The sequence below is a fragment of the Veillonella sp. VA137 genome, assembly GCF_003992015.1.
Classification (GTDB): Bacteria; Bacillota; Negativicutes; order Veillonellales; family Veillonellaceae; genus F0422.
Window position 1 is genome coordinate 43,376 of record NZ_RQVK01000010.1, and the last position, 26,060, is coordinate 69,435.

General features: G+C 39.8%; 24 protein-coding genes and 1 pseudogene. 1 reads left to right on the forward strand and 24 read right to left on the reverse strand.

What is annotated here, in order from left to right:
• Window positions 1–16: 16 nt before the first annotated feature.
• The 23 genes and pseudogenes from hydA to modA form a co-directional block, all read right to left on the reverse strand.
• On the reverse strand, window positions 17–1,363 hold the full coding sequence (hydA, locus tag EO116_RS06050) for a dihydropyrimidinase (protein ID WP_127161075.1): 1,347 nt from the start codon (window positions 1,361–1,363) through the stop codon (window positions 17–19).
• Window positions 1,350–3,050: a selenate reductase gene (locus EO116_RS06055; protein WP_127161076.1), complete on the reverse strand. Its 1,701-nt coding sequence runs from the start codon at window positions 3,048–3,050 to the stop codon at window positions 1,350–1,352. The genes hydA and EO116_RS06055 overlap by 14 nt, the downstream gene beginning before the upstream one ends.
• Before the next feature lie 26 nt (window positions 3,051–3,076).
• Window positions 3,077–4,405, reverse strand: coding sequence for a putative aminohydrolase SsnA (gene ssnA / locus EO116_RS06060; RefSeq protein ID WP_127161077.1), 1,329 nt, complete (start codon window positions 4,403–4,405; stop codon window positions 3,077–3,079).
• A gap of 47 nt (window positions 4,406–4,452) precedes the next feature.
• Complete coding sequence (gene arcC, locus EO116_RS06065) at window positions 4,453–5,388, reverse strand: carbamate kinase (RefSeq protein WP_127161078.1); 936 nt, start codon at window positions 5,386–5,388, stop codon at window positions 4,453–4,455.
• An 86-nt stretch (window positions 5,389–5,474) separates the two neighbouring features.
• On the reverse strand, window positions 5,475–6,668 hold the full coding sequence (gene ygeW / locus EO116_RS06070) for a knotted carbamoyltransferase YgeW (protein ID WP_127147514.1): 1,194 nt from the start codon (window positions 6,666–6,668) through the stop codon (window positions 5,475–5,477).
• A 45-nt stretch (window positions 6,669–6,713) separates the two neighbouring features.
• A complete protein-coding gene (locus EO116_RS06075) occupies window positions 6,714–8,021 on the reverse strand; it encodes a YgeY family selenium metabolism-linked hydrolase (RefSeq protein ID WP_127161079.1) in 1,308 nt (435 codons plus the stop codon).
• A 69-nt stretch (window positions 8,022–8,090) separates the two neighbouring features.
• Window positions 8,091–9,299: a diaminopropionate ammonia-lyase gene (gene dpaL / locus EO116_RS06080; RefSeq protein WP_127161080.1), complete on the reverse strand. Its 1,209-nt coding sequence runs from the start codon at window positions 9,297–9,299 to the stop codon at window positions 8,091–8,093.
• The gene (locus EO116_RS06085; RefSeq protein ID WP_127161081.1) at window positions 9,271–9,942 is read right to left on the reverse strand and encodes a transcriptional regulator; all 672 of its coding nucleotides are present in this window, start codon (window positions 9,940–9,942) and stop codon (window positions 9,271–9,273) included. Before EO116_RS06085 ends, dpaL begins: the two co-directional genes overlap by 29 nt.
• 220 nt (window positions 9,943–10,162) lie before the next feature.
• Window positions 10,163–11,350 carry an NADP-dependent malic enzyme gene (locus EO116_RS06090; RefSeq protein ID WP_127161082.1) on the reverse strand — a complete coding sequence of 396 codons (1,188 nt, stop codon included), beginning with the start codon at window positions 11,348–11,350 and terminating at the stop codon, window positions 10,163–10,165.
• Window positions 11,351–11,361: 11 nt separating this feature from the next.
• On the reverse strand, window positions 11,362–12,150 hold the full coding sequence (gene speD / locus EO116_RS06095) for an adenosylmethionine decarboxylase (RefSeq protein ID WP_127161083.1): 789 nt from the start codon (window positions 12,148–12,150) through the stop codon (window positions 11,362–11,364).
• 99 nt (window positions 12,151–12,249) lie between these two features.
• Window positions 12,250–12,870 (reverse strand): XTP/dITP diphosphatase, encoded by a 621-nt coding sequence (locus EO116_RS08645; RefSeq protein ID WP_231723404.1) that lies wholly within the window; start codon window positions 12,868–12,870, stop codon window positions 12,250–12,252.
• Window positions 12,862–13,587 (reverse strand): annotated as a pseudogene (rph, locus tag EO116_RS08650) (ribonuclease PH); the annotation flags it as partial. The gene EO116_RS08645 and the pseudogene rph, both read right to left, overlap by 9 nt.
• Window positions 13,588–14,148: 561 nt before the next feature.
• Window positions 14,149–14,916: an amino acid ABC transporter ATP-binding protein gene (locus EO116_RS06105; protein ID WP_127161084.1), complete on the reverse strand. Its 768-nt coding sequence runs from the start codon at window positions 14,914–14,916 to the stop codon at window positions 14,149–14,151.
• Window positions 14,917–14,925: 9 nt separating this feature from the next.
• Entirely contained in the window at window positions 14,926–15,585 is a 660-nt protein-coding gene (locus EO116_RS06110) for an amino acid ABC transporter permease (protein WP_206168327.1), read from the reverse strand.
• A gap of 2 nt (window positions 15,586–15,587) precedes the next feature.
• Window positions 15,588–16,409: an amino acid ABC transporter substrate-binding protein gene (locus tag EO116_RS06115; RefSeq protein WP_127161085.1), complete on the reverse strand. Its 822-nt coding sequence runs from the start codon at window positions 16,407–16,409 to the stop codon at window positions 15,588–15,590.
• Between the two features lie 215 nt (window positions 16,410–16,624).
• On the reverse strand, window positions 16,625–17,428 hold the full coding sequence (locus EO116_RS06120) for an Rpn family recombination-promoting nuclease/putative transposase (protein WP_164726088.1): 804 nt from the start codon (window positions 17,426–17,428) through the stop codon (window positions 16,625–16,627).
• A 193-nt stretch (window positions 17,429–17,621) separates the two neighbouring features.
• A complete protein-coding gene (locus EO116_RS06125; RefSeq protein ID WP_127161087.1) occupies window positions 17,622–18,122 on the reverse strand; it encodes a hypothetical protein in 501 nt (166 codons plus the stop codon).
• Between the two features lie 78 nt (window positions 18,123–18,200).
• A complete protein-coding gene (locus EO116_RS06130) occupies window positions 18,201–18,710 on the reverse strand; it encodes a hypothetical protein (protein WP_127161088.1) in 510 nt (169 codons plus the stop codon).
• An 89-nt stretch (window positions 18,711–18,799) separates the two neighbouring features.
• Window positions 18,800–19,786, reverse strand: coding sequence for a tryptophan--tRNA ligase (trpS, locus tag EO116_RS06135; protein ID WP_127161089.1), 987 nt, complete (start codon window positions 19,784–19,786; stop codon window positions 18,800–18,802).
• 8 nt (window positions 19,787–19,794) lie between these two features.
• Window positions 19,795–21,627 (reverse strand): glutamine--fructose-6-phosphate transaminase (isomerizing), encoded by a 1,833-nt coding sequence (gene glmS / locus EO116_RS06140; RefSeq protein ID WP_127161090.1) that lies wholly within the window; start codon window positions 21,625–21,627, stop codon window positions 19,795–19,797.
• A gap of 639 nt (window positions 21,628–22,266) precedes the next feature.
• A complete protein-coding gene (locus EO116_RS06145; RefSeq protein ID WP_127161091.1) occupies window positions 22,267–22,890 on the reverse strand; it encodes an ATP-binding cassette domain-containing protein in 624 nt (207 codons plus the stop codon).
• 9 nt (window positions 22,891–22,899) lie between these two features.
• Window positions 22,900–23,559: a molybdate ABC transporter permease subunit gene (gene modB, locus EO116_RS06150; protein WP_127135736.1), complete on the reverse strand. Its 660-nt coding sequence runs from the start codon at window positions 23,557–23,559 to the stop codon at window positions 22,900–22,902.
• A complete protein-coding gene (gene modA, locus EO116_RS06155; protein WP_127161092.1) occupies window positions 23,556–24,344 on the reverse strand; it encodes a molybdate ABC transporter substrate-binding protein in 789 nt (262 codons plus the stop codon). Before modA ends, modB begins: the two co-directional genes overlap by 4 nt.
• 146 nt (window positions 24,345–24,490) lie before the next feature.
• Between modA and EO116_RS06160 the strand changes: the two genes are divergently transcribed.
• Window positions 24,491–25,471 (forward strand): AEC family transporter, encoded by a 981-nt coding sequence (locus EO116_RS06160; protein ID WP_127161093.1) that lies wholly within the window; start codon window positions 24,491–24,493, stop codon window positions 25,469–25,471.
• Between the two features lie 257 nt (window positions 25,472–25,728).
• Here the strand turns inward: EO116_RS06160 and EO116_RS06165 are convergent, their stop codons facing one another.
• Entirely contained in the window at window positions 25,729–26,025 is a 297-nt protein-coding gene (locus EO116_RS06165) for a metalloregulator ArsR/SmtB family transcription factor (protein ID WP_126937104.1), read from the reverse strand.
• Window positions 26,026–26,060: the final 35 nt, after the last annotated feature.

The following is a 26,060-nucleotide window of genomic DNA, read 5'->3' on the forward strand; positions in this document are numbered from 1 at the left end:
AGAGACCTCCCTCCGATTATTGTTGGAATTCCCCTTTATAGGCTTCCACTAATCTTCTATCTTGCACCACATGGTGTCCACGTAAAAACACATCATCTATTCGACCATGTACAGTCATTCCCTCATAAGGTGTATAGTCTGACCGACTATGAGTTGTATCCGAAGTCATACATTCTGTTACATCCGGTGAAAGTATCACGATATCCGCATCACTTCCTACCTGTAACGTTCCTTTTTTTGGATATAATCCATATAACTTAGCTGGTGTTTCGCTAGTTAATTTCATATATTCTACAGGATCGATTCGTCCACTATGAACAAACATATCCCACATTAGAATCATCCGCTCTTCTACACCTGGCAAACCACCTGGTGTTTTCGTAAAGTCACCAAGACCCTGCGCTTTTTGCGCTAATGTATAATTGCAGTGATCCGTACATAATGTTTGGAAAACTCCACGCTCTACCGCCGCTTGCAAAATCTCCACATCTCTTTGTTTTCTAAGAGGTGGACTTAAGATATATCGCAATCCTTTTCCATCCGGCTGATTATACAATTCATCTGTCAATAATAAGTATTGAGGACAGGTTTCACAGGTCACTTTTGCCCCATTCTTTCTGCGTTCCTCGATCACATCTAATCCTGCTGCAGAGCTCACATGTACAATATGTACTGGATAATCTGCTAATTCCCCTAGTCGAATGAAACGATGCATTGCTTCTGCTTCTATAGTATCTGGCTTTGAAAGCGGGTGATACTTTGCTTCCGTATCTCCTTCCTCTCTCATTTCCTGTACTTTTGCTGCAATCATCGCTCCATTCTCACAGTGGGCTGCCACCAACGCACCGGTTGGGGCGATTGCTTTGATTGCTTCATATATTGACCGATCATCAATACTAAAGCTGTAGGCCATATATACTTTGAAGGATGCGACGCCTTCTTCAACGACCTTAGGAATTTCTTCTGCTATTTGCTCATTCATATTCAAAATTTCCATATGAAATTTATAATCACAAGAGCAACGTCCCTGTGCCCGTTTCTTATCGCGTCGCAAACCTTCTAACAAAGATTCTTCAAAAGGCGATGCAAAGTTGATAATCGTCGTGGTTCCCCCCATAATAGCTGCCTTTGTACCACTGTCAAAATCATCTGCCGTGGTGGCAAAAGCATTGGTCATTTCAAAATGGGTATGTGTATCGATTCCTCCAGGCAATATATAGCGCCCTTTTGCATCGATTCGTACATCTCCTGGTTTTGCCTCAATATGAGGAGCTACCTCTACAATTGTATCGTTTTCAATTGCTATCGTCCCTTGCATAACTCCCGTTGGGAGTACAAGATATCCTTGTTCAATGAGTATCATAGATATAATATGGAAGTTCTTTAATGAACGCTTCCACAACTCCTTTCAACACCTCTGGTAAGGCATCAATCGCTGTGCGACCTGTAGCGCCTTGGAAGCGATATCCGCATTCCTTACCTTGAATATAAAAGCCGTCATTATCACTTGCTAATAAGCGTTCTTCATCAATGAAGTATGTTAATTTATCTTTATATGGGAAGCATGGTTGTACGCAATGACAAGCACAGTTACCACATTCATTACAAGACTCATCAATGTGAATGATCAATTTTTTACCATCTACAGTAATGCATTCATTCGTTCTATTTGGACATACACGTACGCAAGTACCACATACCACACGGCATTCATGATTTTTGTCATGAGCTGTTGGGAAACCTGGTTGCTCTTCGCGTTTTTTCTTAGCAGCTGCAGATTTTTTGTATGTTGGCGCTGTTCCCATAGCCTCAGCAAAAGCTTTGATCTCTGTTGGTTTAACTACCTTAGCAGTATTATAATCTTCTGCTTCTACTAATTTAGCCAAGTTATCCAATTGGTTATAACCTAAACCTTGTAATAAGGTTGTACATACTGTGATTGGCCAAATACCTGTGCGGAATAAAGCTGCAATATTTTTCGCATCAGCACCACCGCTATAAGACATTGGTAAGCGTTCACCAAATGTTTCACTCAATAATTGAGCCACACCGATGGATAATGGTAATAAGGATTTACCAGACATATACATTTGCTCACCTGGTAATTCTTTTTCGTGAATCGAAACAGGGAATGTATTTGTCAGTTTCACACCGAATACTAAACCTTCTTCTTCTGCAATCGTCAACAATCGTTCAATCATTGGCACTGCTTCTTTAAAAGATAAGTCCACTTCAAATTGATGTGCATCAAAATCAATATATCCAAATTCTGCTTGATCTAATAATTCTCTTACACGATCATAGCCTAATAATGTTGGATTACATTTTAGATATAAATTTAGATGTTTTTCTTTCATTAGGTATGTGCAAATCGATTCAATTTCGCCTGCAGGACAGCCGTGCATTGTGGATAATGTAATACCTTGGCAAATGTTGTCATCAATATTGCGAATGTACTCTTCTGTTACATGTTTAAATTGATGTACATTAGCTAATGCCCATTCTTCGCATTCTTTCCAAACTGGTTTAGTACGTGCTGCACGTAAACATTCCATATAGGAATCTACATCTTCACTTTTAATGCCCGCTAAGTTGTAGCCAACACTCATAATAAAGATGAATCCATCTGGATCGCCGATGCCCCATTCTTTACTAATTAATTTAATAGCAAACCATGCTTTAATGTATTCATCAGCAGCCGCATGGCAATGGTACTCAGAGGACCATTCCACATTGTATGCTTCATCTTTTGAATAAATACATGGTCTTGGGATGCCCAATTCTTCACCGAACATAATTTGTACTGTTTTTAATTCTAAGAATCGGGAACCACCAACATAGGCTGCTACTAAGTTTTGAGCTAATTGAGTATGTGGACCTGCTGCAGGGCCTAATGGATTTTCTAGGTTACGACCAAATAAGGATAACCGTTGATCCGTGCCTGTTGTGTGCATACGCTCCACATTATATACTCGATTGTGTGTAGCATATTCTGTTAGAATATGGTTCATTAAATGTCCGAAACTTACCGGATACATGATATCGCTCATAGTATTCACTCCTTACTGAAAGTGTATTATGGGACTAATCGTTTCCATAAACGATGGGAAATTTGTCGTACTTCTCGTAGCAATTCTTCTTTATTCATGCCACATAATTGACGATCTAGCATACGTACCTTACCACCAGAAATCGTTGTAATTACATTGAGACCATTAAGGCCAAATAGTAAATGACCATTAATATTATCAGCATGTAAATCTGTTCTAGGAATATAATCTAACACAATTACATCTGCTTCTGCCCCCGGTGTCAAGGTACCAACTTTTACAGGGAAGAATTTTTCAATCATTGCTGGGTTAGTATTGAATAACATATGTGGAATTTCAGTCCAACCAACATTTGGATGTTGCATGTTATGTTTCACTAAGCAATTTGCTACTTTGTAGGATTCTAACATATCGCTAGTATATCCATCTGTACCAAGACCCACTAGAATACCCGCTTCCATAAGTTTTAATACATTAGGTGCTCCTACAGCATTACCCATATTGCTTTCTGGATTATGAGCCACCATGGTGCCAGTTTCAGCTAATACCTTCACTTCACTATCATCTACATGGATACAATGTCCAGCAATTGTTTTCGGCCCTAGAATACCATCTTCATGTAAGCGATGTACTGCACGCATGCCATATTTTTCTTGGCTATCTTCTTGATCTGTTGTGCCTTCTGCTACATGGATGTGATATCCTAAATTATCTATATTTTGTTCACGAACATAAGCCAATGTATCTTTGCTCAATGTGAAAGATGCATGTAAACCCATCATCGCTGCAATTGTTTCAGGGTTTTCTTTTGCTTCTTTACCAAAGCGTACGTTTTCTGCTACCGCTTTCTCCATTTCTTCTTGGCCATTCCGATCACTTACTTCATAGCACAAGCAAGAACGAACGCCGAAGTCTTGAGCAACCTCGCTAATAACAGATAAGCTACCTTCTGTTTCCCCATAACTTGCATGATGGTCGAATATGGAAGTCACACCATTTTCGATACATGCCATATAGGTCACAATAGCACTTGCCCACACATCTTCTTTAGCAAGACGTTTATCTAAGTAGAACCACAATCCATCTAAAATTTCTTTAAAATTTGTTGGGTTATTACCAGGGATATATAATCCACGGGCTAAGGCAGAATAAATATGATGATGAGCATTTACAAAACCAGGCATAATCAAGCGTCCGTGAGCGTTCACTCGATATGCTTTTGGATATTGTTTGCGCAATGTTTCGTATGAGTCTACTGCCACAATTTTAGTGCCATCCATTAGTACCCCACCGTCTTCAATAATCGGTTGTAATGGATTGCGTGTAACGACAGTTCCTTTTCCTAATAAAATCATAGATAGGCTCCTTTCTATGAAAAACAGTATTCAATGAAATACTACTATTATAATTCGATGTGAGTGCCTGTTTTCCCTTCAATACCTTCTCTAGATTTTTCTAGTTGTGTGATAATTGCTTTTCTACCTGGTTTCGATTTAGCAAATGCCACTGCTGCTTCCATTTTTGGTTTCATAGAACCTGCTGCAAATTCACCATTTTGGATATGTTTTTCTGCTTCTTCTACAGTAATGTGTTCTAACCATTGTTGGTTTTCTTTACCATAGTTAATCGCTGCTTTTTCAATAGCTGTTAAGATAATCAATACATCAGCATCAACTTCTTGTGCTAATAAGCTACTAGTCCAGTCTTTATCGATAACTGCAGAGGCACCTGTTAAGTGATTTCCATTGCGAACTACAGGGATACCGCCACCACCGCAAGCGATTACTAATTCATGACCAATTAAGCCTTTGATAGCTTGTAATTCAATGATTTCTTTTGGAGCTGGAGATGCTACTACACGGCGATAGCCACGACCTGCATCTTCTTTTACCACATAATCATATTGGTTCACTGCATGTACAGCTTCTTCTTTTGTCATAAAGTGACCAATTGGTTTTGTTGGATCTAAGAATGCTGGATCATCTGCATCTACACGAACTTGTGTAACCATTGTAGTAACAGGTAAGTCTTTAATACCTCTATTTAACAACTCTTCTCGCAATGCGTTTTGTAAATCATATCCAATATACGCTTGGCTCATGGCTACACACACAGACAACGGGGTATTAGGTTGATCTTTTACTTCTCTAGTCAACGCAGCCATAGCATTATTGATCATACCGATTTGAGGACCATTGCCATGGGTAACGATAACATCACAATCTGCTTCGATTAAATCTACGATTGCTTTCGACGTTTCTTTTACTGCAATCATTTGTTCTGGTAATGTATTACCTAGGGCATTGCCCCCTAAAGCGATAACAACACGTTTTTTCATAGGGTACCTCTCTATGGTGTATATATTCCTAACTACTTTGTAGGGATTAAAATAAGGGACTGTCTGAACAGACAGCCCCTTTGCTCTTAGCGGAGAACTCTTTCTGTTCCCTTTTCTTCTAGCTCTTTCAATAATTCTACTGGATTTTCAAATTTGCTTAATAAAATCATAGCAGCAATTACATATGGTTTATAGCTCGCTTCTTTGTAAAGAGGTACACGATAACGATCAAATACGGATGCGTCAACTTCACCTTCTTCACAGCTTACGCCAGTGATATCAGCTGGTAAGCAATGTAAGTATAATGCTTTACCGTCTTTTGTAAGACTCATCATATCTTCTGTGCAAGCCCAATCTTTATGTTGTGCATTTTGTTCTAATAAACGACCTTCTAATTCTTTAATGCCTGCTGTATCGCCTTTGCCATATAAGTCAGTTCTTTCTTCCATTGCTGCGAAAGGTGCCCAGGATTTAGGGTATACAATATCAGCATCTTTGAAAGCTTCTTTCATGTCGTTTGTACGTTTGAAAGATCCGCCACTAGCTTGTGCTTGTTTTTTAGCAACTTCTTCAACTTCTGGCATTACTTCGTATCCTTCTGGATGCGCTAATACAACTTCCATACCTAAACGAGTGAATAAACCGATAGCACCTTGTGGTACGGAAAGAGGTTTACCATAGGATGGGGAGTATGCCCAAGTCATAGCCACTTTTTTACCTTTTAAGTTTTCAAGTCCACCAAATTCATTGATAAGGTGAGCCGTATCAGCCATCAATTGTGTTGGATGGTCAATATCACATTGTAAGTTTACCAATGTAGGACGTTGTTCTAATACGCCGTCTTTATGGCCTTCTTCTACTGCATCAGCTACTGCATGCATGTATGCATTACCTTTACCGATATACATATCATCACGGATACCGATGATGTCAGCCATGAAGGAGATCATATTCGCTGTTTCACGTACAGTTTCGCCATGAGCGATTTGAGATTTTCCTTCATCTAAGTCTTGTACTTCTAAACCTAATAAGTTACAAGCAGATGCGAAGGAGAAACGAGTACGAGTGGAGTTATCACGGAATAAGGAGATACCAAGGCCACTGTCGAATACTTTTGTAGAGATATTGCGCTCACGCAATGCACGTAATGCATCAGCTACAGCCCAAACAGCTTGTAATTCGTCGTCTGTTTTTTCCCAAGTCAAGAAGAAGTCATTGTTGTACATGTTTTTTGTGTCTAACTTAGCTAATGCGTCTACACATTTTTTGAAATCTGCCATTTTTGCACCTCATTAATAATTTATAGCTTTATAAAATGTAAACTATTATTTGCAATAGTTTGTAGGTAAGATTGCATATACTGCTGCACATGTTACAAGGTCTTGTTTCCATGTGATTTCGTTAGGAGCATGTGCTTGTGCTTCTGCGCCAGGACCGAAACCGATGCAAGGAATACCATTACGTCCCATGATGGATACGCCATTTGTAGAGAATGTCCATTTATCAGTTAACGGACGAGCTTTACGTTCTGCCAATGTAACTTCTGCACCAATACGTTCTGTACCGTATAAGGAGATGTAAGATTCTTCTAACGCTTTTGTTACTTTATGATCTTTAGGAATTACCCATGTTGGGAAGTAACATTCGATCGGATATGTTAAACCAGTCCAGGATGGACGAGCATATTCATACATAGATACTTTTGCGCCATGTGCTTTCACAGCTGGTAAATCTTCAATTTCTTTTAAGCAGCTTTGCCATGTTTCGCCTGCAGTCATACGACGGTCAAGAGATACTGCGCAAGAGTCTGCTACTGCACAACGACTCGGAGAAGTGTAGAAAATTTGGGAAGTTGTTACTGTACCACGGCCCAAGAAACGAGCTTCTTCATAATGGTCAGGGTTGAATTTTGGATCCAACATTTTTTCCAAGCCTTTAACGCGAGTGCTTTCAGTAGAGTTATTTGCATTTAATGCACGAACATCTTGTAAAATGTCAGCCATTTTGTAGATTGCATTGTCACCACGATCTGGTGCAGAGCCATGGCAAGATACGCCTTCTACATCGATACGAATTTCCATGCGACCACGTTGACCACGATAGATACCGCCATCAGTTGGTTCTGTGGATACTACGAATTCTGGACGAATGCCACGTTCTTTAATAATGTATTCCCAGCACAATCCGTCGCAATCTTCTTCTTGTACTGTACCAACTACTAATACACGGTATTTATCATTCAATAAACCTAAGTCTTTCATGATTTTTGCACCGTATACTGCGGATACGATACCACCTAATTGGTCAGATACGCCACGGCCACCGATTTCAGTATCGCTTTCAAATCCCTCATATGGATCAAAGTTCCAGTTGTCACGGTTACCGATACCTACTGTATCAATATGTCCGTCAAAAGCAATCAATGTTTTACCAGTTCCCATATATCCAAGAATGTTACCCATAGGATCCACTTCTACTTCATCGAATCCTAAGTCTTTCATTTCTTTTTCAATGCGGCGAACGTGTTGTTCTTCTTCTGCACTTTCACCAGGGAATGCGACGATTTCTCTTAAAAATTTTGTCATCGCTGGTCCATAAGCTTCTGCTGCTTTTTTTACTGCTTGTAAATCCATACCTTTTTCCTCCTTAAATACACATATACGTAAAAGTTAAAGTTAACTGTATATGACTACTTGATTATATTAAAATTTTCCTTGCCATACGATTTCTTGATATCGTGTTGGATCTGTATCCCCTTCTGTGGAGAAACAAAGAACTTTGGAATCTTTTGTAAGGCCTAAGTCTTCACGTAAATCTTTATATTCATCCATTGTCATAGCCGCTGCTACTAAACCAAATGGTACGGCACCAGATTCACCAGATGTGATGCTCGCATCACCTTTGATAGGAGCTGCACTCATGCGCATACCTAGGGATGCTACCCAGTCTGGAGCGGATACGAATACGTCCACATGGTTTTTTAAGATGTCCCAAGAGATTGTATTTGGCTCACCGCAAGCTAACCCTGCCATGATTGTTTGTAAATCGCCACCAACAATGCGTAAATCCCCGTCACCTGCTTTAGCACCTTTGTATAAGCAATCTGCCGCAGATGCCTCTACAACAACAATTTTTGGTTTCACAGGAGCATCTTTATAGCGGTTTACTACATAACCAGTAACAGCACCTGCTAAGGAACCAACGCCAGCTTGTACGATAACATGTGTTGGTACATCCACGCCTGCTTTTTCTAGTTGTTCAGTAGCTTCTAATGCCATTGTGCCATAGCCTTGCATAATCCATGCTGGAATTTCTTCATAACCATCCCAAGCTGTATCTTGGATAACAACACCATGATTAACTTTTTTTGATTCTGCTGTGGCTAAGCGTACGCAATCATCGTAGTTCATTTCTTCAATCGTAACTGTTGCACCTTCTGCCGCAATGTTTTGTTTACGAGTTTCTGTAGAACCTTTTGGCATGAATACTACAGATTTTTGGCCCAATTTATTAGCTGCCCAAGCTACACCACGACCGTGATTACCATCTGTAGCCGTGAAGAATGTAGCTTGTCCAAATTCATCGCGTAATTCTTTTGATGTTAATACAGAGTATGGTAACTCAGATACTTCTTTACCTAATTCTTGTGCCACAAACTTAGCAATCGCATAGGATCCCCCCAACACTTTGAAAGCGTTTAATCCAAAGCGATAGGATTCATCTTTGATAAACAATCTGTTCAATCCTAAATGCTCTGCCATACGTGGTAATTCAGTTAATGGTGTTTCTTCATATTGTGGGAAGCTTTTATGAAATTCCCTTACACCTTCACTTGATTTCACACTCATAATATGCGTATTTAGGTCCTCAGACCCAGGCATATTATTTTTCACCCATTGAATCCGTTCCATGTAATTCCTCCTCTTCTTTCACCTGATTTAGGTCATTATATAAAGTAAATTTAGAAACGTTGAAATATTCCGATATTTTATCAGATGCCTTTGAAATCAAAAAAGCGCCCTGGCAATATAAATATCGTATTGCTTCCAGACGCTCATTCTTATTCATTAAATGTGCTGGTCGCCCTACTACTTTTTCAGCTTGAGATAACATATCGCTCAACAAATCGCTAACAGATGTAACAATTCGTTCGCCTTTTGTTTCCCACGCTCGATTACTGGATGTAATAATCCGATCTAACGAGTTTTGCAATGTAATAAAATCAGTAATATCATAGTTGATACACAATAAATACTGTAATTTATCATTATCATCACGTATATACATCGTCGTCGATCGAAGAACCCTTCCATCTTTGGTTCGTGTAAGATAAGCTTGTTTACCCTGACACTGACCATCGTCATTTCGTATCGCATCTAGTACTGCATGCGAGGCGCCATCACCTACATTTCGGTTAGAAATATCCCCGTGCTCAATATACACAATAGAACTCTCTAATGTTTCTATTTGCACGTCGTGAATTAACACTTCACATGAAGCTCCAAATTGTGTCGCAATACCATGCGCAATTACCTTTAATTGTTCTAATTTCATACTTGTCTCCTAACTATTATTTAGGCTTTCTAACAATTTATTAGGTATGCCCTCATTATAGCACCATCAATTCTATAATTCAATACTTTTTCTAAATATTTTTTAGGTTTTCTAATTTTTTGTTAGGTGATAATTTTCACAGCCTAGACATATAAAAAAGATAGAGGTAGGTTGAGTCAACACTTCAACCTACCTCTATACTATATAAGAGTTCTTTATCTTAGTAAGGAACTTCTGTTTTACGTGCTACACCAGTTTTGATAGCTGTTTCAGCTACTGCTTTTGCTACTGCTAATGGAACACGTTTGTCGAATGCATTCGCTACTACGTAGTCTTCTGCTAATTCTTCATCTGTTACAAGAGCTGCTAGCGCCTCAGCGGCTGCCAATTTCATTTCATCATTGATTTCACGTGCTTGTACATCGATGGCACCACGGAAGATACCAGGGAATACGTTAACATTGTTAATTTGGTTCGGCGCATCGCTACGACCTGTACCCATAACACGTACGCCAGCTGCTTTCGCTTCTTCGTACATAACTTCTGGAACTGGGTTAGCCATAGCAAATACGATAGCATCATCCGCTAAGCTTTCCAAAATTTCTTTTGTGAAAGCACCAGCAGCAGATACACCTAACAATACATCAGCACCCTTTGCGATCTCTGCTAAGTTGCCAGTTTTTGTTTCTTGACCCAATGTTTTGATCAACTCAGCTTGTAAAGAATCTAGACGTTTGTAGTCTTTGTTCAATACGCCGGAGCTTACCATTAATGTAATGTCACGAGCGCCTGCTAAGTATAATAGACGAGCAATATTAGCACCCGCTGCACCAGCACCGTTTACAACGATTTTAACTTTGGATAAATCTTTTTTCACAAAGCGAAGGGCTGCTTTTACACCTGCTAAGCAAGCGATCGCTGTACCATGTTGATCATCATGGAATACAGGGATTTCTAACTCTTTTTTCAAACGATTTTCGATTTCGTAGCATTTAGGAGAAGAAATATCTTCTAAGTTAATGCCAGCAAAGTTTTTTTGCACTAATTTTACAGTGTTGATTAACACATCTGGATTTTTTGTATCGATTACCAACGGAATGCAATCTACATTGCCGAAACGTTTGAACAATAGGGATTTACCTTCCATTACTGGAATCGCAGCAGCCGCTCCGATATCACCTAAACCCAATACACGAGTACCGTCGGATACAACGGCTACCATATTAGAACGACATGTTAAGTCGAAGGATTTGTCTTCATCTTCTTTGATATGAAGGCATGGTTCTGCTACACCTGGAGTGTATGCTACCGTTAAATCATGAGCATCTTTTAATTCGTATTTTGTGCCAGTTTGCAAGAAACCTTTTAGTTCCAAGCGTTTTTCAATTGCCTCTTGTTTTACGTCCATGGGAAAACCTCCTAGATTTTCAATGATGGTAAGTTTCTACCGTAGAATATTTCCGCCATCTCTTGTTTGAGTTGTTGGTTAATTTGTTTGCGCTCTTTTAGCGTCAAATCTTCTTCGGTAATACCAAACAAATAATTATTAATGTCGTACTCTTTCAGCATCATTTTGGTATGGAAAATATTTTCTTGATACACATTCACATCGATCATATTGTAAAGATTACGAGTTCTAGAATTGATGTAATTTTGGATGGAGTTCATGCGGTGATCCATGAATAATTTTTTACCATGAATATCACGAGTGAATCCACGCACTCTGTAATCTAAGCTAATGATATCGGAATCAAAGCTATCGATGAGATAGTTTAATGCGTTGAGCGGAGAGATTTGACCACATGTGGACACGTCAATATCTGCACGGAATGTACTAACTCCATTGTCTGGATGGCTTTCAGGGTAGGTATGAACCGTCAAATGAGATTTATCGAGATGCATCACCACATCATCTTTATCTACTTTATCAACAGGTTCTTCCGAAATCAGAATGGTTACGCTTGCCCCTTGTGGATCATAGTCTTGCTTTGCCACATTCAACACATTGGCTCCGATAATATGTGAAACCTCTGTTAAAATATCAGTCAGGCGCTGTGCATTGTAAACTTCGTCAATGTATTCAATATATTGGCGTTTTTCTTCTTCTGTACGCGTATAACAAATATCATAAATATTAAAACTCAAGGTTTTCGTTAAATTGTTAAACCCATAGAGTTTCATTTTATTTGATTTTACAGATGTATCCATAACTTAATATCTGCCTTCCTTATAATACCTACCATTATTATATCGAATTAAATAAATATATTCAAGACTTTCGATATAAAATTTTCATTTTTTTATTAATTACTTAATTATAGTGTGTCGCAATTGCTCCACCAATGCCCGTAGCGCCTTACCTCGATGGCTAATAGCTTGTTTTTGTTCCATAGAAATATTGGCCATCGTCGTTTTTAATTTTGGAATGTAAAAGTATGGATCGTAACCGAATCCACCTTTTCCCATTGGGCTTAACTGAATAAGTCCTTCACAAGTGCCTGTAGCTCGAACACATTGTCCATCCGGTGTAGCCCATACAAGAGCACATTGATAACGTGCTGTTCTATCACTTGGAGTAACATCCACCAATTCCGCCACTAATCGCCGATTATTATCTTCATCACTGCGATGCAGTCCTGCATAGCGCGCAGAATATACACCTGGTGCACCGCCTAAGGCATCTACTTCTAAGCCAGAATCATCTGCCACACAAGGTAAACCACAAGCCTCTGCATAGTATAAAGCCTTCAGTTCTGCATTTTCCATAAAGGTAGTGCCAATTTCTTCTGGTTCGTCAATATCTACAACGTCATCTATCGTACGCACTTCAAAGCCTAATTCTTCAAAGGCTGCGGTAAACTCTCGAATTTTTCCTTTATTCCGTGTGGCTAATACCACTGCTTTCGGTGCATTTTCATGACCCACCATATGTCCAATTTCACCTAATGCTTCACGTTGTACTGCCATTAGTTGTTGTGTACCAGCTTCACCTAAATCTAATAGGCTATTCAACTCATTTCTTGTGAAAGTCCCATGTTCACCTGTTCCTTGCACTTCTACTAATTGGCCTTTACCGGTACAAACCACATTCATATCCACAATGGCTGCACTATCTTCTTCATAGCACAAGTCTAGCATAGGACCATCTTCACCAATTCCCATAGAAATAGCTGCTAAATAGTCCGTTACAGGAAACTTACCATATCCATCGTACATAGAATAGATAGCATCTACTAAAGCCACAAAAGCCCCTGTAATAGAAGCTGTGCGAGTGCCACCATCAGCTTGTAGTACATCACAGTCTACCGTAATCGATACTTCGCCTAAAGCTTCTAAGTCTACAACAGCTCGCAAGGCACGACCAATCAAACGTTGGATTTCCACGGTGCGACCTGTCTGTTTACCTTTGGCTGCCTCTCTAGGTACACGAGTATGTGTAGCTCGTGGTAACAAGGAATATTCTGCTGTCACCCAGCCTGTACCAGTGCCTTTCAAAAAGCGGGGAACGCGATCCTCAACGCTAGCCGTACAAAGGACTTTTGTATTGCCACATTCAATTAGTACAGATCCCTCTGCATAGGCAGTGTAATGCCTAGTAATTTTCACAGGGCGTATTTCTTTTAAACTACGACCATCAATTCGCATCGTCATTCCTCATTTCCCATTACAATCGGATTATACATACCTCTTATTATACACAATCTCATGGCGGATTGGCAATTTATGTTCGCCTTTGACTGAGGGGTCTTTAGTCGTTCATGAGTAGGCATTTTTGGTGTGAATCTCCAAAATGGCAGAATGCGGTGCACTCCCTCAGAAACGGCACTACGTAATGTTTCTTCGGAAGTACACCGCATTCTTATAAACTGTATTCATTAACTGATTAACAACCGCCTACTCACATTCACTCTACTAGCAATGTCTATGTATCAGTCAAAGGCAATCATCTACTTTGGGTCCGCCTATACGATTGTGTATGATCATCGGTATATGAGGGAAGAACTATACAAAATGACATTGCGCATTTAGTTGCCTGTATTCTATGAGGAAGTAAGTATAAGGCAAGGGTGTTTGTGCACAAAAATGCGACATATCTGGTACAAACTATATAATACGGTTTGTGCCTAGTTATGTCGCATTTACTTTATATTATTTGATACCAAAACTCGTAGCATGGAGTTTTGGTGCGTTTATAATGTTTGAACCTTACACTCTCAACATAGAGTTTAGGAATACTTGTGTTCTTGGGTTTTGTGGATTCCCAAAGACTTGTTCTGGTGTTCCTTCTTCTTGGATTTTGCCGTCTGTCATAAAGATGACTCTATCTGCTACTTCACGGGCGAATGCCATTTCATGGGTGACGATGATCATGGTCATGTCTTCCTCTGCTAGTTCTTTGATGGTCCGTAATACTTCGCTGGTGAACTCTGGGTCCAAGGCGGACGTTGGTTCATCGAAGAGCATGATTTCAGGTTTCATCGCTAGTGCTCTAGCAATAGCCACCCTTTGCTTTTGTCCACCCGATAAGGTGCTAGGGTACACATCTCGTTTATCCCAAAGGCCTACTTTTTCTAGCAAGGACCGAGCGATAGGTAAAATATCTACGTCTTTCATACCTTTTACCATACGGGGTGCGACCATGATATTTTCTAACACCGTCATGTGAGGAAAGAGGTTAAAGGATTGGAACACCATGCCCATTTTCAGCAAAATTTGTTGCTGCTCTTCTTTTCCTACGTACACTGCCGACCCTGTGTTAGCCGGCGTGTCCACTAAGGTCGCTCCATCGACAGTGATGGTCCCTTTTTGAATAGTTTCCAATTGTCCCAAACAACGAAGAAAAGTGGATTTACCTGATCCAGAGGGACCGATGATCGACACCACTTCGCCCCGTTCCATGGATAGTGACACATCTTGCAAGACTGCCACTGAGCTATAGCTCTTTTCAATATGTAACATGTCTATGAAAGCCATAGTTCCCTCCTAATCTTCGTAAATCGCCATACGGCGTTCTAAATATTGATACAGTTTCGTCAACACAAATGTCATAGCCAAGTAGAATACACCAGCTACGATGAAAGCTGTAATGTCAAAATCACGTTGTACAATGCTACGAGTGATTCGCAAGATATCATTCATAGCTAATACGTACACCAAGGACGTATCTTTCAGTAATGTAATCGTTTCATTTGCCAATGGCGGCAACACACGTTTGATAACCTGCGGCAAAATAATTTTGTACATCGTCTGTACATAAGTAAAGCCTAATACCTTAGCCCCTTCATATTGTCCTTTTGGAATCGATTGGATACCACTACGGAAAATTTCACATAAGTAGGCAATATAATTCAATACGAAGGATAGCACTGCTGCTGTCATATCCGTCAGTTCAAAGCCATCAATCATGAATGGTAAACCGTAATAGATGAGCAAAATTTGTAACATCAACGGTGTACCTCGCATGACATACACGTAGGCATCCACGATGGTTGTCACCACTCGGTTTGTGCTCAACCGGAGTAGTGCCAAGAGCAATCCTCCTGGCACCGACAAGATGATGACGATGAAGAACAAGGACAAGGTCACTTGGAATCCGCCAGCAATAGCTGGGGCTATCTGTAACATATACTCCAATACGTCCATGTTTATTTATACTCCTCTTTCGTCAAGATAGATGTGCTACCAAACCATTTTTGTGCTAATTTATCAGCCGTACCATCATTCATTACTTCTTGTAAAGCAGCGTCGATTTTAGCTTTCAACGCTTCATCTTCCTTACGCATACCTACACCAACTTTTTCAGAGGCGAAGGAACCATTGGCTACGGTGAACACATTATTGCCTTTTTTGCCGATTAAATAACGACCTACCATTTCATCCACCACGATGGCATCGATACGACCTAATTCAAGGTCCATAAAAGCGTTTACATAATCGCCATATTCTTTGATTTCTTTAAAATTCTTAGATTGTGGATCATTTTTTACCGCTTCTAAACCAGTAGAGCCTGATTGTACACCTACACGTTTGCCATCAAGTTGGGATTTGTCAGCAATACCAGCATCAGATTTTACGGCAATAATTTGGTCCCCACGAAGATATGGTTTAGAGAACAAGATGTTGCGCTCCCGTTCCTTCGTAATGGTTAACCCATTCCACAACACATCAATACGTTTAGATTTTAGTTCTGCTTCTTTACTATCCCAATCGATGGATTTAAATTCCACTTCAGAACCAATACGCTTTGCCACTTCTTTAGCAAGATCGATATCAAAACCTACGAGTTCACCTTTTTCATCTTTAAATCCCATAGGAGGGAAGTTATCATCTAAACCGATGACAATTTTCTTCGGCACCTCTGTGTTCGCCTGCTTCGTAGATGCTCCACAACCTGCTACTAACCCCACAATTACCAATACACTAGCCGCTGCTAATACCGTTTTAGAACATTTTTGTAACCAATTCATAGTACTTTCTCCTCTCTACAGATATGTAATCTCTATTTCATGATTACATTATACTTTAGTTAATTAAAGTTGTAAAGAGATAAATTGCAAAAATTTTATCATGTATTATGAAAGTAATTTATACTGACACCCCCCAACAGCTAACTATCAAAACAAAAGCGATATAGTAAGTTAAGTACTCACCATATCGCTGATTTTCTCTTTACCAATATGTTTTATATCAATGCATGCTCTTTCGCAATATCCTTTACTTCTTCTACAGTAAAGTTAGTGACTTCTGCAATCATTTCTAAGGACAAATGCTTACGCAACATCTGAATGACAACCTCAGCTTTACCTTCTGCCCGGCCCTCAGCCACGCCTTCTTTCCAATATATATAATGATCCATTGATAGCATTGAATATTCCTCCCTCCAAGTCTCACAATGTTTTGCTTCATCTACGGCACTTTCAATTTCTCGTAGTAACTCATCCGATGCAGCATGACCATCCACATAATCTAAGAACCGTTGCAACGGCTTCGAAATATCATTCATTTTACCCTTTGTACTTAAAAACAATTTTGTAGCCCCATCGTTCAATAGAATATCTTGTTCTTCCATACAAACATTTTTGAACGTGTACTTATGACGATTTCCAATAAACACAGGGAATGTACAAATAAAAATAATATACGAATCATTTAATGTCATGTACTTCTGCCCTTTTTGTAAATGATACATATCCAAAATACTTTGGTAAAAGCGTGTTCGCTTTACCAGTTCTTCCATATCCTTACTGGTTTGCATCTCGATATTGAATACAGTTCCTCTGTCATCATTCACATAGACATCTAAACGAACACTTTTCGTTTCCAAGCTTACATCCAGAGTTTTCTCCTCCTGAATGTAGACGATGTCCTTGATAGAAATATCTAGCAACCGTTCCAATACTGCCTTACAAATGGGTTTCTTTAGCATGACCTTTTGAAAGATAAAATTGTCCTGAATGGTCAGTTCATCGAATGATTTAATACGCATACAACGCCTCACTTTCATTCTTATCAAAATTATACCACAATTACGTACTAGGTCGGTAGATATACCTCCCACCATATAGTTGCACTTCTCCTTGAAGCTTATCTTTCCTCTAAAATTTCCTAACAGTGAATATTTTCAGAAATAAATAAAAAGAACCACCCAGCAACTTGCCAAGTGGTTTTTATAGCCCCATTCATATATCTTTATATCTGCTTAATCTATCTAGTACTTTCATTTTATCTTGATGACTCAAAAACTGTAAGCTAATAGGCACGATATATATACTGCCCGTTTCTGTTTGAACATACAAGGTTTTCCAGTCTTCTCCAAAACCCATGATGCCTTGATAATGCACAAAGGTTAAACACAGATCTGGCGCAAAGAATCGCTCTATCCTTTCTTTCACCAATATAGGTGTCCGTTTTAAAATAATTCCTTCTGTAGCGATATAGACCTCTACATCATCTTGTTGATACATGCGAAGCAAGGCGTAGCCAGCAACCATCACGAAGAGGATAAGCCAAATATTCATCCCTGACCCCAGTTCTCGATAGAGGAGCACACTACGATAGATGCCCCATACTGCAATGGCTGCATATAACAGCTGAAAGCCCCATACCATAACCGTAGAATTATGTATTTCTTCTTGAATCGTTCCACAAGGAAACATGTTCTCTAATTCTTCACGTTTCATAGGTCCTCCAAATATACAGCTTGAAAAATAGTTATGTTTATTTCCTAATACATTAGTTTCTACATAAATCTGCAATATCTAGTCTTGTTTATTTTCTAAGCCATAATTGATTCTTAAGATTGGTCTTTTTGACTCCTCTTCTCGTGCTTGCTCTAGCTCTTCTGCTTGCCGCTTCTCATAGGCTTTCGCCTTAGTATCACGATCTGTTAGTTTTTTTACCAGTTCCCAGATTGTCTTGCCGCTATCAGACTCACTAAAATGAAAACTATAATCATTGATTCGACGTCCTACCACCACATTAGATTCTGATTTATAGAGCAATGAATCTTTCACCATTATTAATCCGCCATTAAAATACAGCACATAATGTACAATCTCTTGACGATCTTCGTTTGTATCAAGTCTAGCTATCCAAGCATCAGCTGTGTCCAATTCTTCATTATAGGAAACTGTATTCACATCAAGTTTTAAGAGTAAACCATCATTAGAAAATACTGTCTGCCAACGTGGATCGTTAAAGTCTTTTCCACTCACTGTATGGAAAAATCCTAGAAACAATACCATTCCTAATACTATGTATTTTTTCATCTTATCCCCCCGCATTTCATATCTCCTACAACACGATACCAAAAAGATGTAATGAAACGCCACGAGAGCATCTCATTACATCTTCATCATTACTTACGTCGTAGGCCCATAGCTTCTTCTACACGAGCCAATGTTACATTCGCCACAGAGGCTGCTTTTTCAGCACCTTCTGTTAAAATCGTATCTAGCTCTGGACTGTCGATTAATTCTGCATACCGTTCATGGATCGGTGTCAACGCTCCTACTAATAGGTCTGCAATGTCACCTTTGAAAGTTCCATAGTTTTTACCAGCATACATGCTTTCAATAGCCTCAAAGGAATCTCCTGTTAAAGCATTGTAAATGCCCATCAAGTTGGAAATACCTGGCTGTTTTTCTTTGTCGTAGCGCACTACGCCTTCCGAGTCAGTAGCAGCTTTCTTAATCTTCTTCACCACTACATCTGGCGCATCCAACAAGCGGATTGTCGCCCAATTATTATCATCAGACTTACTCATTTTCTTTGTTGGGTCTTGCAAGGACATCACACGAGCCCCACCTACGGTCGTTTTAATTTCTGGCATAGTAAAGACTTCGCCATATTTGAAATTAAAACGTTGTGCCAAGTCACGAGTTAACTCAATATGTTGACGTTGGTCATCCCCTACGGGTACATAATTTGTTTGGTATAGCAAAATATCCGCCGCCATCAATGGTGGATATGTCAACAAACCAGCTGGGATAGTTTCCCCTTGTTTCGCCGATTTATCTTTGTACTGTGTCATACGCTCTAACTCGCCGATAGAACTTAACGTTGTTAAAATCCAACCCAACTGCGCATGGGCAGGCACTTCGGATTGCACAAACAAAGTTACTTTATTAGGGTCCAAGCCTACTGCCAAATATAAGGCAGCCAGACTTCGAGTATTGTGGATTAAGTCCTTTGGATCTTGTGGCACTGTAATCGCATGTTGGTTCACGATACAGTAAAAGCATTCATGGTCGTCTTGGAATGTCAAGAAATTGCGAAGAGCCCCAAGGTAATTCCCAATAGTCAACTCACCGCTCGGTTGTATTCCAGAAAAAATAACGGACATAGTATCTCCTATTCTACAGTTACAGATTTCGCCAAGTTTCTTGGTTTATCTACGTCAGCACCGCGTGTGATAGCTGCATAATATGACAACAATTGCAATGGTACAACGGCTAAAATAGGCACTGTGAAAGCGTCAGTTTTTGGTACGAAAATGGTATGGTCAACATATTTTGCCAACTCTTCGTCACCTTTCATACCTACGCCGATAACGATGGCATCTCGAGCTTTTACTTCTTTGATGTTGCTCATCATTTTTTCACGTACAGACTCTTGTGTTGCCAAAGCAATGACAGGAATGCCTTCTTCGATCAATGCTAAGGTACCATGTTTCAATTCGCCACCTGCATAGGCTTCTGCATGGATGTAGGAAATTTCTTTCAATTTTAAAGACCCTTCCATAGCTACAGCATAGTCGATTAAACGGCCTAAGAAGAAGGCATCTTCTTTATATCCATAATGGTTAGCAAAGGCTTTGATTTCATCTACATTTTCAAAGATTTCATGAGTCAATGTAGGTAATTCTTGTAAATTCGTCAAAATTTCATGTTTTACCGCTTCATCAATGCGACCATTCAATTGACCTAAGTACACAGCTAATAACAATAAGGCTACTAATTGTGTGGTGTACGCTTTTGTAGATGCCACGGCTATTTCAGGACCTGCCCAAGTGTAAATGACTTGATCCGCTTCACGGGATACAGCGGAGCCTACTACGTTGGTAATACCCAAAGATTTAGCGCCTAAGCGTTTTGCTTCTTTTAAGGCAGATAAAGTATCGCTAGTTTCACCAGATTGGCTGATAACGATGCACAATGTATCTTCATCTGTTAATGGTGTACGGTAACGGTATTCGGAAGCGATGTCTACCTCTACTGGAATACGTGCCAATTGCTCAATGTAATATTTTGCCACCAAGCCTGCATGGTACGCTGTACCACACGCTGTAATCAAGATGCGTTTGATACCTTTCAACGTGTCTGGCGTCCAGTTCAATTCATCATACACAACTTCTGTTGCTTCTTTATTAATACGGCCACTTAAAGTATCACGAATCGCTTTTGGTTGTTCGTAAATTTCTTTCAACATGAAATGTTCGTAGCCACCTTTTTCAGCTGCTTCTGCATTCCATGTGACATGATAAATATCTTTTTGTACTGGTTGTCCAGCACGGTCAGTAATGGACACGCTATCTGGTGTCACAATAACAACTTCGTTGTCGTTGATGATATATGTTTCACGAGTGCGTTGAATGATAGCTGGAATATCGGAAGCGATAAAGTTTTCACCTTTTCCTAAGCCCACTACCAATGGATTATCTTTTTTCGTACAAATAATTTTATTAGGCTCATCGGCACAGACTATCGCTAAAGAGTAGCCCCCTTCGATGCGTTCTAACATACGACGAACCGTACTTTCAAAGTTGCCATCATACATATCGCTCAATAAGTGAGCTACTACTTCTGTATCTGTTTCAGATGTAAATTCAACACCTTTTGCCAACAATTCTTCTTTCAATGGCATGTAGTTTTCAATGATGCCATTGTGCACTACGGCAAATTTGCCATCTGCACTTGTGTGCGGATGCGCATTCATATCGCTTGGACGACCATGCGTTGCCCAACGAGTATGACCGATGCCGATATGACCTTGGTTAGGATCTGCTTTCACCACAGCTTCCAAATTCGCCAAACGGCCCATTTTCTTTTGCACTTTAATCACATTATTTTCGCCCACTACGGCAATCCCTGCAGAATCATATCCGCGGTATTCTAATTTCTCCAAACCTTCCAGCATAAAATCTGCTGCATTTTCAAATCCAATATATCCTACGATACCACACATGGTATATTCCTCCTTGATTAATTCATTTCTGTTGCTTCTGAAAGTAGCCTTTGTGCACCTAGTTACCTTGATGTTTTGCTCTACTTCTACGACTGAAGCTAGCCGAGAGGCATCCGCTGAATTTCGATACTCCTCTACCTCGTCCACTGTGAAAGCTGTCTCTTTCCAGTGCTTGCGCTATTCGCCTGTACGAATTTGGTTCCTCCTTTGTCATTGTTTCGACAGTTCTGTTGACTATGCCTAAGTAATTTAAAAATAGTCATAATCAGTAGTATTATACTTCATATGAGCAACAACTGTAAAGAAATAAACACATTTACCCTTAACTATCATAAAAGACATATACTATTACCATAGTCTACACCTACATAGATGTATCATGAAAACTACAAAGACCCTCTGCTATTGTTATACTATACTGAAAAGTGATTCTACCATTATATAGAGCTACCATAATATACTATAACAAAATAAAATAGAGAAATGTTGACCAAAACGTATCAACATTTCTCTATTGTTCCATTGTGTTATTATGTTATCTTGCTATTATGCATTTGCCCAGGTAGTCATCACCTCAGTGTTGCAATATAGGTTCACCTATCTCCGTTATATTGTATAAGCACTGAACTTGCGTTCCCATTACACCTCTTCTGCAATCACTCCATCACGACACAATAGTCGATGATTCCCTACGGCAGCTGCTTCTTCTTCACTGTGAGTGACCCACAAGCAGGGGATAGCCCATTCAGAAATAATAGCTACTAAGTCTTGTTGCAACTGGGCACGTAAATTCACATCTAAGGCCGTGAGCGGTTCGTCTAGGATAAGTAACACTGGTTTGGAGTACAGTGCTCGTCCTAAGGCCACCCGTTGTTGCTCCCCACCAGATAAGCCTTTGGCTTTCTTCTTAAGATGTGGTGTCAATCGCAAACGCTCCACAATATGATCGAATAGCTCTGGAGAACCTTGTTTACTATACCGAATATTCTCCTCTACCGTCATATGGGGAAATACAATATTGCCTTGTGGCATATAGCCAATGTGTCGTTCTTGGGTAGGTACGCCTGTTCCCTTTTCGAACCATACCTCATTATTGGCTGTAATCCTACCTTCTTTTGGTGTCAACAATCCACACAAAGCTTTCAAAAATGTAGATTTTCCACTTCCAGAAGGGCCCATCAATGTAGTAATACCTTCTTGTAATGTACCTTGGGCTTTCACAACAAAAGTCCCTCGTTCTATGACGATATCAAAGGAAATCATAGTACCTCCTTACCGATTTGAGAAGAGGGAACCTTTGGTTAGACCTTGAATGGCCCACACAAGCCCCAATGTTAAAATACAAATATAAATCACTAATTCAAATGCACCGTTATAATCGCCAAATTCTACGAGAGAATAAATGGCTAATGGCATAGTTCTCGTCACACCTGGAATATTTCCAGCGATCAAAATAGTAGCACCGAATTCACCAAGTCCACGCGCAAAACATAGAATGGACCCACTGAGGATCCCTTTCCATGCTAAAGGCAAGGAAATCGTCCAGAACACTCGAAACTCGGAGGCCCCCAAGGTGCGAGCTACGTCTTCCATATCTCGATCGATAGCAGCCAGCGCTGTTCGTACGGACTGATAGAAGAGGGGAAAGCTGACCACGGCGGATGCAATAATGGCGCCTAGCTTAGAGAACACCACTCGAATACCGTGAGCCTCTAACCACGCACCAAAGGCATTGCCTGGAGAAAATATAATGAGCAACACAAAGCCCAATACCACTGGCGGTAATACCAAGGGCAACGTAAAGAAAGAATCGATCAAGGATTTCCCTGGAAAGGCATAGTGTTTCATCACATAATTTAGACTAAGACCGATGACCATATTGATCAATAAGGCGATGAACGCCACTTCTACGGATAACTGTAAAGCTATCATTGTTTCGTTGGTTCAGCGAAGCCCCATTTGGCCAATACTTCGCTAGCCTCTTTACTTGTTAAGAACGCATAGAAATCTTCTGTCAATTTATTTTGGTTCTTTTTCACTACGCCGATAGGGTACTCGATCGGTGCATGTAATTTAGCATCTACAGTAGCAGAAATATCTACTTTTTCTTTCAATGCTAAGGCATCAGTTTTGTACACAAATCCTACATCAGCTGCCCCTTCAGCAATGTACGCACCAACTGCTTTTACGTCTTTCGCAAATACAATATTAGGTTCTACTGCATCCCACAAATTCGCTTTTGTTAAGGATTCTTTTGCATATTTACCAGCTGGCACTGTTTCTACTGTACCGATAGCTACGCGTTTTGCATTTGTAATATTATCTAATGTTACCGCATCTTTTCCTTTAGGTACGATCATGACCAATGTGTTTGCTACGAATGGGCGAATATTATCCATTAAACCTTTTTCATTTAATTGATCCATATTCTTTTTGTTCGCAGAAATAAAGATACTGGATGGTGCGCCTTCTTCAATCTGTTGACGTAAAGTACCAGAGCCAGCATAGACCACATTGATTTGCTCAGGTTTTAAGTTATGTTTTTTCACATAGTCTGCTTTTAATTCTTCCATAGCCCCTTGCATACTAGCTGCTGCAGATACGGTAATCGTTTCTGTTGTAGATGGTGCTGTAGACGATGTAGTACCTTGTCCACCGCAGCCAGCCAATGCTAACATACCTGCCATAACTAAACCCATTAACCAATTACGCTTCATAATGATATCCTCCCTTTTAAATAATATACAATTAGAAGCTTACTACATATTCTCATTATACTAGAAAAACAATATTAGGCAAAATGATTTATATTCATGTGGTACAATAGAGATGACACCTATACAACCTAAGGAGGTTATCCACTATGGATTTATTTTTACACATCATTCTTACCAGTATCGTCCCCATCCTATTACTCACACTTATGGGGGTCTTATTAGATCGATGGTTTCACCTCGATTTACGAACACTAAGCAAACTAAACTTTTATTTATTTTTACCAGCCTACATTCTAAAATCCTTTTATGTCACCGATTTAACCCATGAAAGTTTCGAAATTTTTGGCTGCGCTCTCATCATTTTATTTGCTAACTCCGCCCTAGCTGGCATCGTCGCTAAATGGCAAGGTTATAATTTAGGAAAAACAGAAATCGTTCGTAATGCAGTGATGTTTTCCAATATTGGTAACTTAGGAGTAGCCCTAGGAACTTTCGTCTTTGCCAACGAACCGTACATCATTGATGGAGCTACTCCCTATTTACATGATGGGGTCATCGCTATCATTGCCACCTTTATTATCCAAACTGTATTCTGTAACTCCTTAGGATTCTACCAAGCTGGCAAAGGAAAGTTAACCACCGCAGAATCTTTGCGTACCATTCTACATATTCCTATTATATATTGTGTCCCCATATCTATCATCGCTCATTACTACATTCCTATCGATTTCACGCAAACCATTATATGGGGGCCTTTAGATATATTCGGTCGTTGTTTTGTTGGTGCAGCCATGCTGACTCTAGGAGTACAGTTGAATCGAACTCCTTGGAACTTCATCAAAAAAGATGTGATGATTACTTCTTTCTTGCGGTTAATTGCAGGCCCTGTATTAGCACTTATCGTAGTATTGCCTGTGACAATGTATTATACACCATTAAGTGCTATCGCTGCCCAAAGCATCATCATTGCTTACGCAGTTCCATCTGCGGTAAACACCGCCCTCATGGCAGTGGAAATGAACAACAATCCAGAGCTGGCTACACAAATTGTATTAGCCACTACAGTTCTTTCTTCTTTTACAATGCCTCTAGCTATATTATTGGCATACTATGTATTCCCCTTATAGCTAACAGATTGGTATGTCAATTCGCTTGAGATAGTAACCAGATGGACCTATACAGGTACATGCTAGGTCTGCTATGTAACTATATAGCAGACAATAGTCTAAATCAATACCACTACATAAAAACTATGCGATACCCTATTTTCTCATACAAGCATAAAACTCTAGAAAGCCTATCTAACAATGTAACAATACATTGCTAGATAGTTTTTTTACATGCAAAAAGGGTTGCTTTCGCAACCCTCCTACATGCTCTGTACTTATTGATGTCCCACGTGTTCTAATCCTTGACGAATAAGAACAATCACATGGTCATCATTTAAGCGATACCAAGCTGTTTTTCCTTCTTTTCTAAATGTTACTAGTCTTGCTTGACGCAACACCCGCAACTGATGAGATATAGCTGATTGGCCCATATCCATAGCATCTGCAATTTCAGTCACACACATTTCTTTCTGAAGCAGATGTCTAACAATACGCAACCGCGTTGGATCCCCTAGGACCTTAAATAGTTCAGCTAACAATTGTGTTTCCAACTCTTGTTGATTTGTTTCCATCTTAACCTCGCTATCATATAGTAGTATTCGACCTC